Below are 16,971 nucleotides of genomic sequence, written 5' to 3'. Positions count from 1 at the left end.
TAATGTCGTTGTAAATCAATACAAATGAAGACAATTCTGGAAAAATCTGTACCCTCGAGGCATACAATATTTCTATAGGTCGCCATCAAACATAAATTTTCGCATATCATATTGTTTTATAATGATTTTTTTATGTATGGAATTTAATATAAAAATATTATCTTCGTATCGAAATACGTTTCCTCCCAAACACCTCTTAAATAAGAGGCATAAAAATTTTACAATTTTTTAAATCGTACATTTGAAAACTAAAAATGTATGTATCGAAAGCTTCTGAGTTCAAAATACTATGTGCTCACAGCGTCACACGAGTGCGCCTTAAAAATAAAATCTTTCGACATAATGACCTTGGCTTACTTTGTAACTCTGTGAAGGTTTTAAGAAAGGAGAAGATATTCCTTTCAAAAACGCATCCCGTTCCATTAGCAGGCAAAGCATTGATCCACGAACGGAAGAGATGCCTGTGTTTTCCATATCCAGGAATGACCTTTCCGCTTTTTGCCTCAGTGATACACGATGACGGAACTGGTTAAATCGCAGTCATGCTGGTCTCTTCTCTCATCCAAAATTCAGCGTCGGACAGGACGCAGAGATTCTGAAGATTTGTTGCAATCTGCATTTCTGAAGCTTCTGGAGCTCAAACCATCCAACATCCGTAATGTAGAAGCATATCTTGTAAAAACAGCCCAAAATACAGCCTATGACAGTCATCGACGAGAACAGAATGGCCCCGTTGCCTATGTTGAAGACGACGATATAAGAGAACTTCCCTGCACAGGCCCCACGCCCGTTGAAACAGTCATGTCTCGACAACGCTTGGACATATTGGAAGGCGCCATAAAAGATCTCGACCCGCGGACACGAGAGATATTTCTACTTCATCGGCTCGAAGGCTTGTCTTACCCACAAATTGCAAAACGTTCCGGATGCTCAATTAGCAATGTGGAAAAACATATCAGCAAAGCTTTGGCCTTTCTGACAAAAAGACTTTTGGATTAAGATTTATGCCTACCCTTCATGAGACGGCAGCTTTCTGGTTTGCGCGTTTGAATGCTCCCGATTGTTCGGAGCAGGATCGCGAGCATTTTTCCGTATGGTATCACCAAAATACCGCCAACGCGCAGGCGTACGAGCTTGTTTCTTCTATTTGGCGTGCATCCGGGAAGGTCGCTTCGCACTCTGCGGAAACACCACTCACTATCGCCGCATATCGCTTCAGCCGCCGCAAAATGCTGGCTGGCGCTATAGCGATGGCTGTTGGCTCATTTGCTCTTCTTCCAGCCCCGGCAGAAGCGACGATACGAGCAACCAGAACTGGTCAACAAATTAGAGTGTCCGTTTCACCTGCAATGACAATTCTACTGGATAGTGACAGCTCCGTTGCCATTCACAGCGAAAAAAACACTCTGGATCTGTTGTATGGACAGGTCGAAGTTAACCTCAAAAACTGTGAAGCCCGTAATACGATAAACCTTGATCAGTGGAATATTGGGCTAATTTCAGGAACGTTCAATCTGTCGAAGTCCTCCCTTAAAAACACCATTACGGTTTTAAACGGAGCAGCAGCTCTGGCACATCCGGATATGGCCGGATCGCAAATACTCAAGGTGGGCGAACGCGCTACGATTTTGCCGGATAATAGGTTGCTAATTGATCGTCCGTCTTTGGAAGATGTACTCGCCTGGCGGAGTGGACGACTGGCATTTCGAGATACGCCGTTAAGGGAGGTTGCGGATGAAATGAACCGCTATTCGACCAGAAAGCTGGAGATCAGTCCTTCTGCTGCAAATCTGCGAATTTCAGGGTTCTATCATTTTGGACAGAACGAGACCTTCGCGCGCCTGCTTGAAAATTTTCTGCCCATTCGCGCCAGCTTTGAGAAGACCATCACGATCGTTAAGCTTTAATGACAACGATCATTTTCCACTGAGGGGATACGCCTCCCATTCGTCAACGAAGCAGACACCCATTGCGGCTTTATGCTTCGGAGACTCATTCATGCTTCGCCTCAGACCGTCCTTCCGACAGGCCATGCTGGCCGCGACGATTTTCGCAAGCTTGCCAGACTCAGCTTTTTCAGCCACTCCCCCCTCGCTGGAACTGCATATTGGTTCGCAATCACTTTCCTCGGCCTTGGCAGAACTTTCCCGTATCAGCCATCAGGATATCCTGTTTTCAGAGGCAGCACTGGGATCACGCACAGCTCCCGCATTAAACGGAAAATACACGTTTGATGAGGCATTACGGCGGCTCACACAGAATAGCGGCCTGCTTGTTTCCCGAGATGTCAGCGGCGCCATCACCGTCAAAACAGGGGGTGCATTGCCAAAAAAAACTCCGCGCCCCGTAGCCGAAAAGTCTACCCCAGTCCGTGAAGAGGCTATGGTCGTTCTTGGTACGGGACAATCCAGACAGGTTCAGACACTCTCACGCAGTGAGTTGCACAAAGCCGCACCAGGGACCTCTCCCCTAGTCGTGCTTTCTGAGCTCCCGGGCGTCAATTTCCAGTCTTCCGACCCTCTTGGGGCTTACGAGTGGGCTCAGCAGATTACCGTTCGTGGGTTTTTTACCGATCAGCTCGGCTATACCTTGGACGGAATTCCACTCGGAAACATGCAGTACCGTAACAACAATGGCCTAGCCATTGGGCGCGCACTGGAGACAGAAAATAACGGCCCCGTCACCCTTGCCCAAGGCACCGGTGGCTTGGGCACGGCCTCAACCAGCAATCTTGGAGGCACGATCCAGTTTTCGTCCATTGATCCAACAGATCATTATGGACTGGATGTTTCCGGAACCGTGGGAAGCTCGAACACGTGGCGTGGATTTGTGCGACTCAACAGTGGCATTTTACCGGGCGGAGGAAAATTCTACGCCAGCTATGATTATCAGTATGCAGACAAGTGGAAAGGCTGGGGACAACAAAAGCAACAGCAGCTCAACTTCAAATATATTCAGCCTCTGGGCGACGCCGTCAAAGCCACCACTTACCTGGATTTTGATGACCGTCGCGAGGACGATTATCTTGATCTTTCCACCAGCCTGATCAAGCGGTTTGGCTATAATCATGACGACATCAGCAACAACTATAAGCTGGCTGAACAGATTGCCCGTGCTTACCAGGCAGGACAAACTCTGCCCTCTCCATACACATCACCAGACGATACATATTATCGTGGGGGCGGTGTTCGTCAGGACATGGTGGGCTACGAAAAATTCGATTATCACCTACTCCCGCACCTGACAGGCTCCACGACGGTTTATGGTCATTATGACCGTGGACCGGGCACGTGGTCTGATCCGTACGATCCCACGCCTGCCAACCTTGGAGGGTCGCCGCTTTCTGTTTCGACAACAGAATATCGAATGCAACGTGAAGGCGTTCTGACCAGTCTCGCGTATCAGCGCTGGAACCATAAAATCGAAGCCGGCTTCTGGTTTGAAAACAATCTTTTCAGTCAGGCTGCAAAGCTCTACCCGCTTCAGGAAGGGGTAACCCCATCAAACTTCCAGCGCTTTTATGAAAATCCGTTTGCCGTGCAGTGGCAATATACGTTCCGCACGCATGTTTATCAGTTCCACCTGGAAGACAGCTGGTCAATCACACCCAAGCTCCGTGTAAATGCTGGCTTCAAATCTTTGGTGTCGAGCAGCTCTGTAACAACCGCCCAAAGCGCAAATCCGATTAATGCCTCCATTTCCGCATCCAATGGATTTCTGCCTCAGGTTGGCGTTCTGTATCGCTTTAATCGCCACCATGAAATCTTTGCAGATTTCGCACGCAACATGTCTGCCTATACGGCGTCAGCTTCAACCGGACCGTTTTCAACGACACAGGCAGGATTTTCGTACATCCACAACAAGCTGAAACCTGAAACAACCAATACAGAAGAGCTTGGCTACCGTTTCCATAACGACAGCGTGCAGGCATCTCTGACAGGCTATTACGTCGATTTCGAAAATAGACTTCTCGCCTCCTCCATGAGCTCTGTCATTGTGGGCAACCAGAATGTGCTTGAAAACGTGGGAAGCGTAACATCTCGCGGTGTAGAAGCCGCAGCAACCTGGCGCTTTTTCCGGAACTGGTCTCTCTACGGCGCCTGGTCCTATAACGACGCGCATTACAACGATAATATCAAAAGCTCTGATGGGTCCATTCTGCGCATTTCGGGCAAGCAGGTGGTGGCTGCCCCACGCAACATCGGAAACTTCAAGCTCGCTTATGACGACGGGACCATCTGGGGCCAGTTCGGTGGCCAATATATGAGCCGCCGTTTCTACACGTTCCTGAACGACTCTCCACTGCCAGGGCGTGTCCTGTTCAACCTGTCAGCCGGTTATCGTTTCCATCGCCCGGGAATTCTCAAGGGGCTGGAAGCACAGGTCAACGTCGTGAACCTTTTCGACAAGGGATACATTTCCAGCATTGGCACCACCGGCTTCAAGAACAGTGATCCAACCGGGGCCTATCAGACGCTCCAGGCCGGTGCTCCACGGCAGGTCTTTTTCACCCTGAGCAAACATTTCTTCTGATCAGCCAAGGAAAATTCTCATGCCATCACTATCACGTCGCGGCATTCTGGGAGCCGGAGGTGCCTTGCTGTCCACCACTCTGGTCAAGGGCGCTTTTGGACAAAGCACGCCAGCCATCTCACACGAGCCTTTTTCATTCCTGTTCATAACGGACACGCATCTCCAGCCAGAACTGGATGCCATGAAAGGCTGCCAGATGGCCTTTCGGGCAGCCTCCAAAGAACAAGCAGATTTTGTCCTGCAGGGTGGAGATCACGTTTATGACGCAATGGAAGTCTCTCTTCCTCGCGCTCATAAACTGCTTGATCTGTATGAAATGACTGAGCAGGAGCTTGGCAAAAAGGTTTACCATACTGTCGGCAATCACGACTGTTTTGGGGTCTATGCCAAGAGCGGGGCTTCAACGCAGAATGCTGAATTCGGAAAGAATTTTTTCCGTAAGGCATTTGGCGAAACCTATTATGCCTTTGAGCATAAAGGTGTTCACTTCATCGTTCTGGACTCCGTAACAATCACGCCAGATCGCGATTACGAGGGGCGCTTTGACGCACGGCAAGTAAGCTGGTTGAAAGCCTATCTTCAGAACGTCCCTGCAACAGCACCGATTATTATTTCGACGCATATTCCCATGGTGACCGCATTTTACACCTATGCTGACGAAAGCCCGTCTCTTTTCAAGCACCAGGCGCTGAGCACGGTAAATACACGAGAAATTCTCGCCCTACTTTCTGGACATAACGTCCTGGCTGTTTTTCAGGGGCATACTCACGTTCTGGAACAGGTGGAACATAACGGCATCCAATTCATCACTGGCGGTGCTGTCAGCGGAAATTGGTGGCACGGACTACATCTTGGAACCCCTGAGGGCTACATGATGGTTCATGTTGAAAACAATACCGTTCGCACGGAGTATAAAACTTACGGATTTCACACCGTCTCCCCTCAAAACACTTACTGACTCAAACTTAGCTTTAATTGGGGAATTATTTTCTGGCTGAGCCGCCTTCACTCTGATTTTGCAATCGATTTGAAAGCGGCTCAGCTCATTTGTCTCTTTACCCTGATACGCTTCAAACAAAGCCATCAGGGCAACCTGTTACTGCAACGATCCCAATGCTTTATCTTCGTGATGACCTTCAATGACGTGCGTCAGTTCATCCACGAGACAGATACGGGCGCCTCGAAACCGGTAGAACGCAATAACTTTGATCAGGCTATGCTCGCCGGAATGACGTGTAGCGCGCGCGAAATGCACCGTAGCCGCGCTGTCACCGGCACAGATGAGATGTTGGATGCTAATATCCAGCTTTCGGAGGCCGCTGCGTAAAGCCATGGTATGGGTGCAAAGATCATCGAGCGTCATCTCCTGTCCATCGACGAACTGTCGATAGTCCGTCGTCATGAAATTGGAGAGTTCACTGATATCTGAGGTGAAATCCGTAAAAGTGGCGAACATCTGGCGGATTGTACGCTCGTGTTTTTCCAATGACATGAAGCCTCCATTAATTTTTCTGAATGTCATCAGACATCATATTGGGAAAAAACATGGCGCTCTCTCGAAAATAGGTCATATTTCGACTCATGTGCGCCAAAATATCTTCTCCCATACCAAGGATGCTTTCCACAGATACTGACATCTCGTGGTTATCGGCAGGACAGATCAGCCAACCTCAGCGTCGTATAACGGACCTTCATATCCACAAAACCGGCCAGATTATTCTGATGGAACACGGGATTATGGTCGTCAAAACTGAAGGGGCTTACTGGCTGATCGGCCCGGGACAATTTCTCTGGGTCCCGCCGAAGACAAATCACGATGCTCGCTCTTATGGAGCAATTTCTGGATGGAGCCTGTATGTCAGTGAAGACAGGTGCGCATCCCTTCCGGTCAGACCTTTTGTCGCAGATAGTACGCGCTTGATAATGGCTCAAGCCGAGCGCCTGACATCTGTTATTGCTGATGAAAAATGGGATGACCGTACAACGCGCCTGGCTGAAAGCTTCTGGGATGAACTGCTTTCCATCCCTCGCAGTTCCGTCACATTGCCGGCCCCGAAAGACGTCAGGCTAAAACTGGTGACAGAAGCTCTGAGCGGTGATCCGGCTGATGTGAGAGAACAGCAGGACTGGGCAAAATTTGCCGGAATGTCCTTACGCTCTTTCGTGCGCCATTTTACCGCTGATACGGGGATGTCATTTTCAATCTGGCGCCAGAAGCTCCGCATTCTCAGCGCGCAGGAAAAACTGGCGCGTGGCGAGAGGGTCACCTGCGTAGCTGCCGCGGTAGGCTATGAGAGTCTGGGTGCTTTCGCTGCGGCGTTTAAGAAAAGCACCGGATACTCACCAAGCGACTACACGAAACGGGTCACCAGAAAGATTTAAAACCTTGACGCCCTTGTTCAGGAAAGGGCGTCAATTTGTCGAACCTGCCTGCCGTGATCAGAAGTCTACTTTCAGGCGACCACCAACCATGCGTGGTGTTCCGGGAACGCCGAAAATACCATTCAAACCCGTGTCCCGTGTTACATCGTAATGGCGGTTCAGCAGATTGTTTGCATAGGCCGAGACGGACCATTTTCCGCTCTTAGGTGCGAACGTCAGACCAGCGTCCAGCAGGAAATAAGCTGGCAGCCGGTAAAGGTTATTCCCAGGAATATTTAACTGGGATCCGCGGTAACTGTAATCGACATAGGGCGTCAGCCCCCATGCCTCACCGAGCTTCACCTTGTAGGACGCAGAGCCCTCAAGCGTCAGCTTCGGAATTCCCATATCGACGTTATTGAAATTCTTGTACTGCGCGCTCAGCACGCCCGTCTTGATGTACGCGAGAGCGACTGCTGTTGAGTCGATAGCGTTGAAATCCTTATAGTTCCCGCGCTCGTATCCGATATGTTGGTGCAGAACCAACCCCGGGATCGGGTTGGCATCAATCTCCATCTCCACGCCCCAGATACGGCTCTTGGGAATATTGACGTACTGGCCGACCACGCCATAACGCGGGATAACGGCCAAACCAATCATCTGCTGATTATGATAATCGTACCAGAATGCATCACCATTGATACGAAGCTTGTGATGCAGATAATCGGACTTGAAGCCAACTTCATACGCCAGAAGGGATTCCGGCTTTGTTGGATTAAGCTGCGATTCAACAACCGTATTGTTGGCTGTGAACCCGCCCGGCTTGAACCCTTTCCGAATTGACCCATAAAACATCAGATTATTGAACGCCTGATATTCAATGCCGCCCATTCCGGAAAACTGATTGGTCAGAGCACCATGTCGGCCATACCGGTTGTCAAAAGGCGTTGGATACGCCGGAGTGTTATACCGCATAGTCCGCATATTATAGAGCGTACGGTCATCGGATTCATGCGTCAGGCCCGCCTGAAGATGCAGCCGCTTGGTAAAGGCAAAGCGCAAATGGCCATACTGACTGAACGCCTGCTGATCCTGATTATAGCTCGTCCGCTGCACATAAGGCCGGGACCCGGACTGGGAATAATCATTAAAAATGGAAGAACGCATTTGCGTGCGGTCATAATACATCCCCACCGTCCACTGAAGGCGTGACTGCGGGTTACGCGATGCTAACTTGACCTCTTGCGAGAACATATTGGCGTTCGTGTTGACGTCCACGTCATAGATCGCATAGCGCGTGCCATCCAGATCCATGAGATTATGAACATACATCTGCTGGAATGCGCTGATAGTCGTCAGGTTCGCAAATCCCAGGTTCCGCGTGATATTAACGCCTGCTCCCCAGAAGGTGTTGTTATAAGATGGTTTTGTCTGTCCCTCATTGCCTGACAACTTGAGAAATTCCGGGCGAAAGCCCCACGAGGTATCCCTGTTATTGCTGTAAGCTGGCGTATTTCTCGATAGATCCTGAATATTATAGACGCCAGTAGCCTGGGAATTATCCTGCATCCAGTTCCCGCTAAAAACGATGTCCGTCTTATCGTCAGGCTGCCAGGCAACCTTTGCGCGCAAACCGCCTTTATTGGCATTTCCCAAAGTCTGGCCTGTGTTGATGTTCTTCTGAAAGCCTCCCCCCTGCTGAGTAAAACCAGCAATACGGTATTGCACGTTGGAGGTGATGGGGCCGGAAACGTAGAGGTTGGTAATGCTGCGATTATAGGTCGCAATGTCTTCAGACGCACCATAGTGAAGCGCCTTCGTCGGGTCTGCCGTTTGAACGTTGATCTCACCGGCCGTTACGGTTTGTCCGTGCGTATAACCCGATGGCCCGTTGCTGACATCCACACCCGCCATATCAAACATCGCAGCGCCTGCCATATATCCAATAGGCAAAGCTACGCCATCTACATAGGTCATGACGGATGGCGTATTGTTGGAGGTAAAATCGTTTAGCCCCACCCCACGCAATGTAAAATTGACACTGGAACTCGCACCTTGAGGCTGCACTGTGAGATTGGGTGCAAGATTCATCAGACCTTTAACGTCGGTCACCTGATGCCTTGCAAGATCCGCAGCATCGATATGAGTGACTGAAATGCCCTGCTTCTGTCTCGCCGCCTGCCCAAACACGTTTCTCGTCTGCCGCACCATAATCGTCTCAGGTTGCGAAGATTGCATGGCCTTGCGATTATGCTGAACGGGAGACAACACAGGCTTTTGTACAGTTGCCCCAGCTTTGGGGTGAGATGCATGTTTGTGAACTGCGCCCTTTGTGATTGGGGCCGCGACAGATGTTTCCGTAAAGACAGAAAACGTCATGGCAAGAGCGGTGCCGCACAAAAGAAAATAATTGTTATATCGGAACATTTCAGGTCTCCCCGGAATATCTCCGGTTATGAAGGTGGCGTATTTCATGCATTCGCATGAGCGAATTTGGTAGAGAGAGACGCGTGGAGACAGACGTGACTTACACGCCGTAATCTCCAGTAATCGCCTCCAGAGAACGGTTTTTGGTGGACGGCCCGAACAGGAGGATACTGAGCGCGCCACCGAACAAAATGACGGCGGTCAGACCAAACACTCCTGCAAAGCCTACTTTGGGATATGCGGCACCAATCAAGAGCGGGGCAGCAATCGCTCCTACTCGACCAAGTGCCGATGCTGTTCCCATGCCCGTCGCGCGGAGAGACGTTGGAAAAATCTCCGGAGTGTAGGCGTAAACCCCGGCATACGTTCCATTCATGAAGAAGGAGAGCAGAAGGCCGGATACGAGAACTGCGGTCGAAGAACTCGCCATCCCCAGACCAAGAGCGCTGACCATCGCGGCAGCTAGATAACCTACAATGGTCGCTTTTCGTCCCCACGCTTCGTTGAAATAAACAGCACTGAAATACCCAGGGATTTGCGCCACGTAGATTGCGATTGAAAAGCCGAAACTATGCGCAATGGTAAAACCTCGAGCGATCAGAAGCGTAGGCAGCCAGGAAAAGAACGCATAATAGCTGAACGTAATGGACATCCAGAGAAGCCAGCTCATGACGGTAACCTTACGCAGGCGTGACGACAAAAGCTGCGTGAATTGCTTGGACATACGCGTGCATGGTGATGACGGCGCGCTTTCTGCCTCATAAGCCACCGATGGGCGCCCTAGTTCTTTTTCGATGCCACTGAGAACAGCATGAGCTTCCTGTCCACGCCCGACGATCTGAAGCCAGCGGGGAGATTCTGGTAGAGATCTGCGCCACCAAAGGAGCAAAATCACCGGACAGGCTGTCAGAGCCAGCGCCCAACGCCACCCGTCTGCAGATCCCGGGATCAGGGCGTAACCCAGCAGAGCCGCAGCAACGAAACCAAACGAGAAGAAGCCGGCCAGAGCACCAGTGAAGGCTCCGCGATAACGGCGCGGCACACACTCTGAAAGATATGGAGCGATAATGGCGGATTCAGCGCCAGTCCCAAGACCCGCGATCATCCGTGTCAGAATAAAGCTGTGCCAGTTTGTACAGAAGGCCGAAGCCAAAGATCCCAGACAGTAGCAGGCCAGAGCCCACATCATGACGGATCGGCGGCCCCATCTGTCTGCGATCAAACCGGCACACAGCGCACCAATGAAATATCCCAAAAACGCGGAGCTGCCCAATAGCCCCAGCTGTGACAGGGACAGGCCCCATAAATGCTGAACAGCGGGCATAACGAATGCCAGAATGGCTCCATCAAGCCCGTCAAAGCAGTACCCTGCTCCTCCCACCAGAAGGAGCTTGTAATGAAAGCGGGAAAACGGAAGCTGCTCCAGCCGCTCTGAAATAGTCATCGATAGCGTTCCCGACACAAGGGAGAATGAAAAAACAAACTTCGTCAGGAAAAATCAGCGTGTGCCTCAGGCCTAACGAACGATAAGATTTTCTTTTTCATCGGGATATTTTGTCAGTATTTCGCATCCGGATTCAGTGATCAGAACTGTATCCGAATGCCGGTATCCACCCTGCCCTTTGATATAAATTCCCGGCTCAACACTGAAAATCATACCCGGCTGAATGACGTTATCTTCACCCAAAGCAAGGAACGGAGCTTCATGACTGGTAACACCGAAACTGTGGCCGGTTCGGTGCAGCGGCGTGTCATAGCCCGCGCGATGCGCAATAGCCTGGCAGGCCGCATCAATTTCGGAACCAATCGCACCCGGCTTAAGCATGCCGTATGCCGTATGGCGCATTTCCATCATGGTATCGAAGGGGCGTTTCGCGTCTTCGGGGATATGATCCAGAAAGAACGTTCGCTCGATTTCCGCGCCATATCCGTTAATGCGCCCCGCAATAAGCCCCATGAACGGGCCTCCTGGTTCACAAGGTGCGGTCAGGCATGAAAAATTATGCGGATCGTCTGTATAAGCAGGTGGCTGGATAAGACCGGCGGCCTTGCTGGACATGACATTATAAGCCGGTGCTTCCGTCAGGCAGCGATGGTAAAAATAGGGTGTCACGTCTGAAATGGCCTGAGCCACCATCACACCTGGCTTGACCTTGCCCATCATCATGGCAAGAGCCTTGGTCATCACGTCACTTGTCCACGCGATACGTGAAATCTCATGGGCAGACTTAATCTGCCGGACGTCATCGACGATATTCAGGATCTGGCACCGAGGTCCGATCGCTGCCTGCAAATAAGCCGGACAGGCAGCCTCAATACCGATTGTACCCTGTGCTGGCAGAATGCTCGCCAGACGATCAGACCATTGTGCTCCAGCAGGCGCTGGGAACTCGGCATACTCCGCAAGTGTCAGGGCACCAACCTTGTGCCGCTCCACATGCGGGATCTCAAGCCTGGGGACAATGAACGTCGCGTCAGAGGCAGTCAGAACCAGTACAAATGGACGCTCATGAACGAAATTAGCGAAATTTGTCAGGTAATAAATGTTGTCGGGATCAAAAGAGACATACGCCGCATGGCCGGCTGCCTCCATTTTTTCCCGGACCTTCTTATGGCGTTCGGCCATTTCGGCGGGAGAAACCTGCAAAGCAGTAAGAGGCGGCATTGTCATGTCTGACCCTGTTGTGCTGGAGGGAGGTCTCTCAACGCTCCCATTCAAATTCTTATAAAAGCAATACAACCTACTTGTTTGTTGTGCGTCAAGATAAATTATTTGCGTATCGGAATGATTCGACCCTGCACGTGCAGGACGTTTCCAGCCCTCTCAATCAGGGAGTTTTCAAGGCAATTCGAAGGAATTCTTCGCGGGCAAATCTGCGCCAGACTTCAAAGGAGCGATAGAGATCCTCCAGCGGAATGCCTCGTGCCGTTTCAACTGCTAACCCGCGCAAAAGCGCAGCATTCAGAAGTCGCAGATCAATAAACTCCTGACTGGGCGCCACACCCCGCTTTCCGGACAACCACCGCGTCATGAACTGGTCAATGCGGGCAAGAACCGGAGCCGTCACTTCTTCCAGATCCGGATCGCTTCGCCTTGCCAGCTCTATTTCCACCGTCGCAATAAATTCCGGCCCGGCGGTCACGAGTGCCCACATCGTATCCAGCATGGCATCAACACGCTGCTCAGGTGTTTCCTTGTTGCTGATGGCCTGCCTGTAGAGGCGCGCGCGCTTCAGAGCATAATGACGCAGGACCGTGGCCATAATCAGTGATTTTGTGGGGAAGTGGTGCTGCAACGCCCCAAGACTGACACCCGCCGCTTTTGCGATGCGTTGTATTGTTGTCGCGGTATAGCCCTGCGTCTGAAGTAGATTGACGGCCGCTTGCACAACCTTGGCACGCGTCGAGGCGCTACGATCAGCCTGCGTACGCCGCCGCACGGGGACAGAAGAAACACTCATGAGATTACAGACAGGCCCCTGATGCCAAAATCAACGATAGGAAATTCTCTTACAGTGAAGCTCCCGCTTCCGGAAATTCCTCTTCAATTCCATTCGCCAACGTTTCTTCCAATCAACACTTTCTTAGGGTTGCTGTTCTAAGCAAAGACCTCGGGACATGACGTTATCGAGATCATCAGTCTCTCCACATCTCGAATGGGCCTCTCAGGTTTGCCGGGAGAGAGGCATTTCCAGAAACCACTATGCTACCGCAGACCATCTATCGATTTGAAAATATCAGAGCGCTTTTCTGGCCTCTCTCCATCTCACATTCGGAATCCAACATGAAAATTCCAATTAACTCCAACCTCTAGAATGAATTTTTCTCAAAAAGTATTTCTCCTGAAAATATCAGGACTTTTTAGAAACTCAGTGTTTTCTTTTTGGTCTTTCGGCCGTGGAAAATCGTGAAAATCAATATTTCCATTTTACAAAAACCACCTGAAATCATACCATTAGTTTACTTAAAACAAACCATTCGCATTCAGCGTCGACGACGAAGCATAGGAATCACATGACAACGACAGTCAGTTCAGGCAGCTCCACGACCGTTAGCGGTACGACACAAAGCGGTTTCGTTGTCCGTGGTGGCGGCACACTGAATGTCTTAGGTGGCGGGAAAGCCAGCAGCATCGCTGTTTCTTCAGGCGGCGTTGTCAATGTCAAAAGTGGAAGCGCCTCTGGCATCGTACTGAGTTCTGGCGGCGCGAAATATGCTGCCAATGGCGCTCGGCTCTACACCTATTCCGGAGCGACGGTCACAGACGTCACGGTTTTTTCCGGCGCTGAAATCAATAATCGAGGCGGTGTACTCAGTAACGTCACCGTTTCTTCTGGTGGCTTTGCCCAGGAGTTCGGCAACAGCTACGGCCCATCCAAGGACTATTATACGACTGTTGCCAATGGCGGAGAATTCTCCGTACAGGCTGGTGCGTCGTCCATTAGCGCCACGGTGTCTTCCGGTGGAATTTATACAGTTCATTCAGGCGCCATTATCAGCGGTCTGGACATTACCTCTGGCTCTCTGCTGACATTTGCAGACTTCAAGGCTGGTTCCAGTATGTCAGCCAGTGTCAGTGGCTCGACCTTGAATGTTTATTCAGCAGGTAAGCTTGTACAGTCCGTGGGCCTGGATACGACGGCCTATAATGGTCATACGTTCGACGTCTCAGCGTCGTCGGGTCAGTACGATAGCGGCGGCATCCGGGTGACGGTCTGCTATCTGTCCAAAACCATGATTTTAACGCCAGATGGTGAAAAGGCTGTTGAAACCTTGCAGATTGGCGATCTGGTCATGGTCAAACGGAATGGCAAACTTCAGCCAGAGCCAATCCGCTGGGTGGGCCGTCGTTTTGTGGACGTCAAAGCCAGTACAGACCCTGACAAATGGCCCGTCTGCATCAAGGCCAACGCACTCGCCAACAATGTCCCACACAAGGACCTGCGTGTTACCTCGGAGCACTGCCTGCATCTGAATGATCTGATGGTTCCGGCGCGGATGCTGGTCAATGGTCGTTCCATCACGACAGATACGTCCGAGAGCTTTTTCGAAATCTTCCATGTGGAACTCGAAACACACGGCGTTCTTATCGCCGATGGCGCAGAAGCTGAAAGCTATCTGGACACGGGAAACCGCACTTCGTTCGAACAGACCGGAGATGTTGTTCGCCTGAACAATCAGACATGGGTGTCTGATGCTGCCGCGCCGCTAGGTGTAAACCGCGAGCAGGTCGAACCGCTTTATACGGCGCTTCTGGAACGTGCGATCAAGCTGGATATCGGCGAAACATCGCGTCCCGCAGAACAAACTGAGGACCATGATCTGCATTTGGTCACGACGGACAACACCGTGATTTATCCATCACGGACAATGCAGGGATCGGTTCTGTTCCAGATCCACCCGGGCGTCACATCGGTTCGTCTGGTTTCAAGAAGCAGCCGCCCAGCAGATGTTGTTGGTCCATTTGTTGATGACCGTCGCAATCTCGGCGTTCTGGTTGGGCAAATCAAACTCTGGGACAGCACGGTTTGCCATTCCATCACGTCCCATCTTTCTGCATCCGAGGATGCGGGCTGGTACGCTGAAACCAACGGTGAAGCCCGTTGGACGAATGGCAATGCTCTGGTGTCTCTGGGGAACCGGAATGCTGATGCGATCGGGATGCTGGAAGTTCAGGTTCTGAACGCAGGGCCATATCTTCTGGAGAGCCAAGACGATTCAGCGCTCCAGCTTTCTTTCGGCTAAGCCGTTAAAAGGATCAGGAGCTTTTGGTGAGAAAGCTCCTGACCTTTCACGTTCGCCAGGTCAGGAGTTCTCAAGAAAAGCCTCCCCTGACGCGTTTCTCTGAGAAAGCGTCCGGTTTTCCCTTACTCCCCCAGAGAAACTGTGCGTTTTTGCTCACCTTCAAGAAGCTGAGTCTGCAGTTCCTTTCCCACCACACCGACACAAAGCGCGAGAGAAAGAGCCCCCGCATCAGGATGACCCTTGCTTCTTTCACCATGGGTTCTAGCGCGCCCCATGCGAGGAAGAAGATCTTTCGTAGCCTCGGCGGCGGCTTGTGAGGCATTGGCAGCCTTAGACCATGCCACGGGCAGAGCCGCACCACCTGAAAGCTCCTGCTCAAGCATTTCCACAAATGGCACGAGAGCATCAATGAGGGTTTTGTCCCCAGGCTTGGCTTTCCCAAGAGACATGATGCGCTCCATTGCCTGCCTTACTCCCTGAGCAAGCTGCGTTGAAGAAGGAAGCGCATTGTCGTCCAGCGCCAGACTGAACGCTCTCAGGCCCTCGCCCCACAAAGCGCCAGACGTTCCGCCGGCACGATCTGCCCAAGCGTCTGCCGCCGCTGAAAGCGTGGTTGCAGGCCCAGCTCCTGAAATCGCCGCTCTGGCGGCCGCAGCTTTAGCGGCAGCCGAACCGCGGGCCATTCCCTGCCCATGATCTCCATCTCCCGCCACCGCATCGATATGACCCAGCTCAGTTTCTGCCACTGCAAGAGCCTCGGCTAGGGTGCTCATAACTCCCGAGACGCACTGACCGCCTCGCCGCCCTTCTGCTGTGGACGATTTCATGTATGTCACGCTGGTCTCGGCTGGCGCGTCCTCAAAGGTTGTACCTACCTCTTCAATCAAGCCATGGCGCAACGCAGCCGTATCAACCGGAGCACACCAGAGGCGCTCCAGTTCTTCATCAAGCCAGGTCAAGGTCAGTGAACAGCCTGCCATATCAAGACTGGTGACATATTCTCCAACCAGAGGGGCCACAGCCGTCAGACCTGCTTTTTCCAACAGGGGCGCCAGTGCTTCCCACAGAACAAACAGTTCCTCCTGTTTCGTGCTTCCCAACCCGTTGAGAGTCAGAGCTACACGCCGGGATGCCCCGGCAGGCAATTCGCTTAGGACTTTTTCCAGCAGAATCTGTGCCAGGACCTGCGGTGTTGGAATGCTCTCCTCCCCGATCCCCGGCTCCCCATGCACACCTAGCCCAAGCGCCATACGGGCATTCGGTACGTGAAACAGCTTGTCTGCTTCGCCCGGCAGTGTGCAGCCATCGAAAGCAACACCGAATGTTCGTGTCTGATGGTTTACGCGGTGACCAATCTGTTCGACAGCGTCCAGATCCAGCCCTTCTTCCGCAGCAGCGCCCACAATCTTGAAAATTGTCAGATCACCCGCAATACCGCGCCGACGTTCCCTCTCATTTTCTGTCGCGCTGGCCACGTCATCCATGGTTGCAAGAATGCGAACGTCATATCCCTCTGCCCGCAACCTGTCGGCGGCGATACCGAAGTTCAGAACATCTCCAGCATAATTGCCAAAGCCCAGAAGAATGCCTCCCCCGAGATCAGCCTGACGCACGACGCTTTGAATGGCCTGCGTTGACGGAGACGCGAAGATATCTCCAGCAATGGCCGCATCTGCAAAACCAGTTCCCACATATCCGATGAATGCCGGATAGTGCCCTGATCCTCCCCCGACGACGACAGCCACCTTACCTTTTGAACCCGGTTTGGCGCGCACAACACCACCCCGGACCATTTTGACAAGGTCTCGATGCACCATGCTGTATCCATGCAGGGCCGAGGCTGCGAATTCGGAAGCATCGCCACAGATCTTGGTCATGTGAGTCTCTCCTTTATCAGGATGAAAA

12 protein-coding genes are annotated in these 16,971 nt (G+C 51.7%); 6 read left to right on the top strand and 6 right to left on the bottom strand.

What is annotated here, in order from left to right; all coding sequences use genetic code 11:
* Positions 1–516 precede the first annotated feature (516 nt).
* The 4 genes from ABDK75_RS01160 to ABDK75_RS01145 all read left to right on the top strand — a co-directional run bounded on the left by ABDK75_RS01160 (position 517) and on the right by ABDK75_RS01145 (position 5,491).
* Entirely contained in the window at positions 517–999 is a 483-nt protein-coding gene (locus tag ABDK75_RS01160) for an RNA polymerase sigma factor (RefSeq protein WP_099211444.1), read from the top strand.
* A 5-nt stretch (positions 1,000–1,004) separates the two neighbouring features.
* A complete protein-coding gene (locus ABDK75_RS01155; protein ID WP_346004741.1) occupies positions 1,005–1,907 on the top strand; it encodes a DUF4880 domain-containing protein in 903 nt (300 codons plus the stop codon).
* A 91-nt stretch (positions 1,908–1,998) separates the two neighbouring features.
* Entirely contained in the window at positions 1,999–4,533 is a 2,535-nt protein-coding gene (locus ABDK75_RS01150; RefSeq protein ID WP_346004740.1) for a TonB-dependent receptor, read from the top strand.
* 19 nt (positions 4,534–4,552) lie between these two features.
* Positions 4,553–5,491, top strand: coding sequence for a metallophosphoesterase (locus tag ABDK75_RS01145; RefSeq protein ID WP_346004739.1), 939 nt, complete (start codon positions 4,553–4,555; stop codon positions 5,489–5,491).
* A gap of 138 nt (positions 5,492–5,629) precedes the next feature.
* Here ABDK75_RS01145 and ABDK75_RS01140 read toward each other — a convergent pair whose 3' ends face one another.
* Positions 5,630–6,025, bottom strand: coding sequence for a nuclear transport factor 2 family protein (locus tag ABDK75_RS01140; RefSeq protein ID WP_346004738.1), 396 nt, complete (start codon positions 6,023–6,025; stop codon positions 5,630–5,632).
* Between the two features lie 89 nt (positions 6,026–6,114).
* Here ABDK75_RS01140 and ABDK75_RS01135 point away from each other — a divergent pair, with 89 nt between their 5' ends.
* Positions 6,115–6,915, top strand: coding sequence for a helix-turn-helix transcriptional regulator (locus tag ABDK75_RS01135; protein WP_346004737.1), 801 nt, complete (start codon positions 6,115–6,117; stop codon positions 6,913–6,915).
* 57 nt (positions 6,916–6,972) lie between these two features.
* On the opposite strand, the gene ABDK75_RS01130 is transcribed toward ABDK75_RS01135, so the two are convergent.
* From ABDK75_RS01130 to ABDK75_RS01115, 4 genes are all read right to left on the bottom strand, one after another.
* Positions 6,973–9,321: a TonB-dependent receptor domain-containing protein gene (locus ABDK75_RS01130; RefSeq protein ID WP_346004736.1), complete on the bottom strand. Its 2,349-nt coding sequence runs from the start codon at positions 9,319–9,321 to the stop codon at positions 6,973–6,975.
* 100 nt (positions 9,322–9,421) lie between these two features.
* Positions 9,422–10,765 (bottom strand): MFS transporter, encoded by a 1,344-nt coding sequence (locus ABDK75_RS01125; protein WP_346004735.1) that lies wholly within the window; start codon positions 10,763–10,765, stop codon positions 9,422–9,424.
* Positions 10,766–10,837: 72 nt separating this feature from the next.
* Positions 10,838–11,986 carry a Xaa-Pro peptidase family protein gene (locus ABDK75_RS01120; RefSeq protein ID WP_346004734.1) on the bottom strand — a complete coding sequence of 383 codons (1,149 nt, stop codon included), beginning with the start codon at positions 11,984–11,986 and terminating at the stop codon, positions 10,838–10,840.
* 163 nt (positions 11,987–12,149) lie between these two features.
* The gene (locus tag ABDK75_RS01115) at positions 12,150–12,782 is read right to left on the bottom strand and encodes a TetR/AcrR family transcriptional regulator (protein WP_211515696.1); all 633 of its coding nucleotides are present in this window, start codon (positions 12,780–12,782) and stop codon (positions 12,150–12,152) included.
* A gap of 553 nt (positions 12,783–13,335) precedes the next feature.
* Between ABDK75_RS01115 and ABDK75_RS01110 the strand changes: the two genes are divergently transcribed.
* Positions 13,336–15,066: a Hint domain-containing protein gene (locus tag ABDK75_RS01110; protein WP_346004733.1), complete on the top strand. Its 1,731-nt coding sequence runs from the start codon at positions 13,336–13,338 to the stop codon at positions 15,064–15,066.
* 122 nt (positions 15,067–15,188) lie between these two features.
* On the opposite strand, the gene ABDK75_RS01105 is transcribed toward ABDK75_RS01110, so the two are convergent.
* Positions 15,189–16,943, bottom strand: a complete 1,755-nt coding sequence (locus tag ABDK75_RS01105; protein WP_346004732.1) for a dihydroxyacetone kinase family protein — start codon at positions 16,941–16,943, stop codon at positions 15,189–15,191.
* Positions 16,944–16,971 lie beyond the last annotated feature (28 nt).

This window comes from Gluconobacter sp. OJA (assembly GCF_039638325.1).
Taxonomy (GTDB): Bacteria; Pseudomonadota; Alphaproteobacteria; order Acetobacterales; family Acetobacteraceae; genus Gluconobacter; species Gluconobacter cerinus.
Note: the sequence above shows the minus strand (reverse complement) of the source record. Positions and strands in the feature narration are given on the sequence as shown.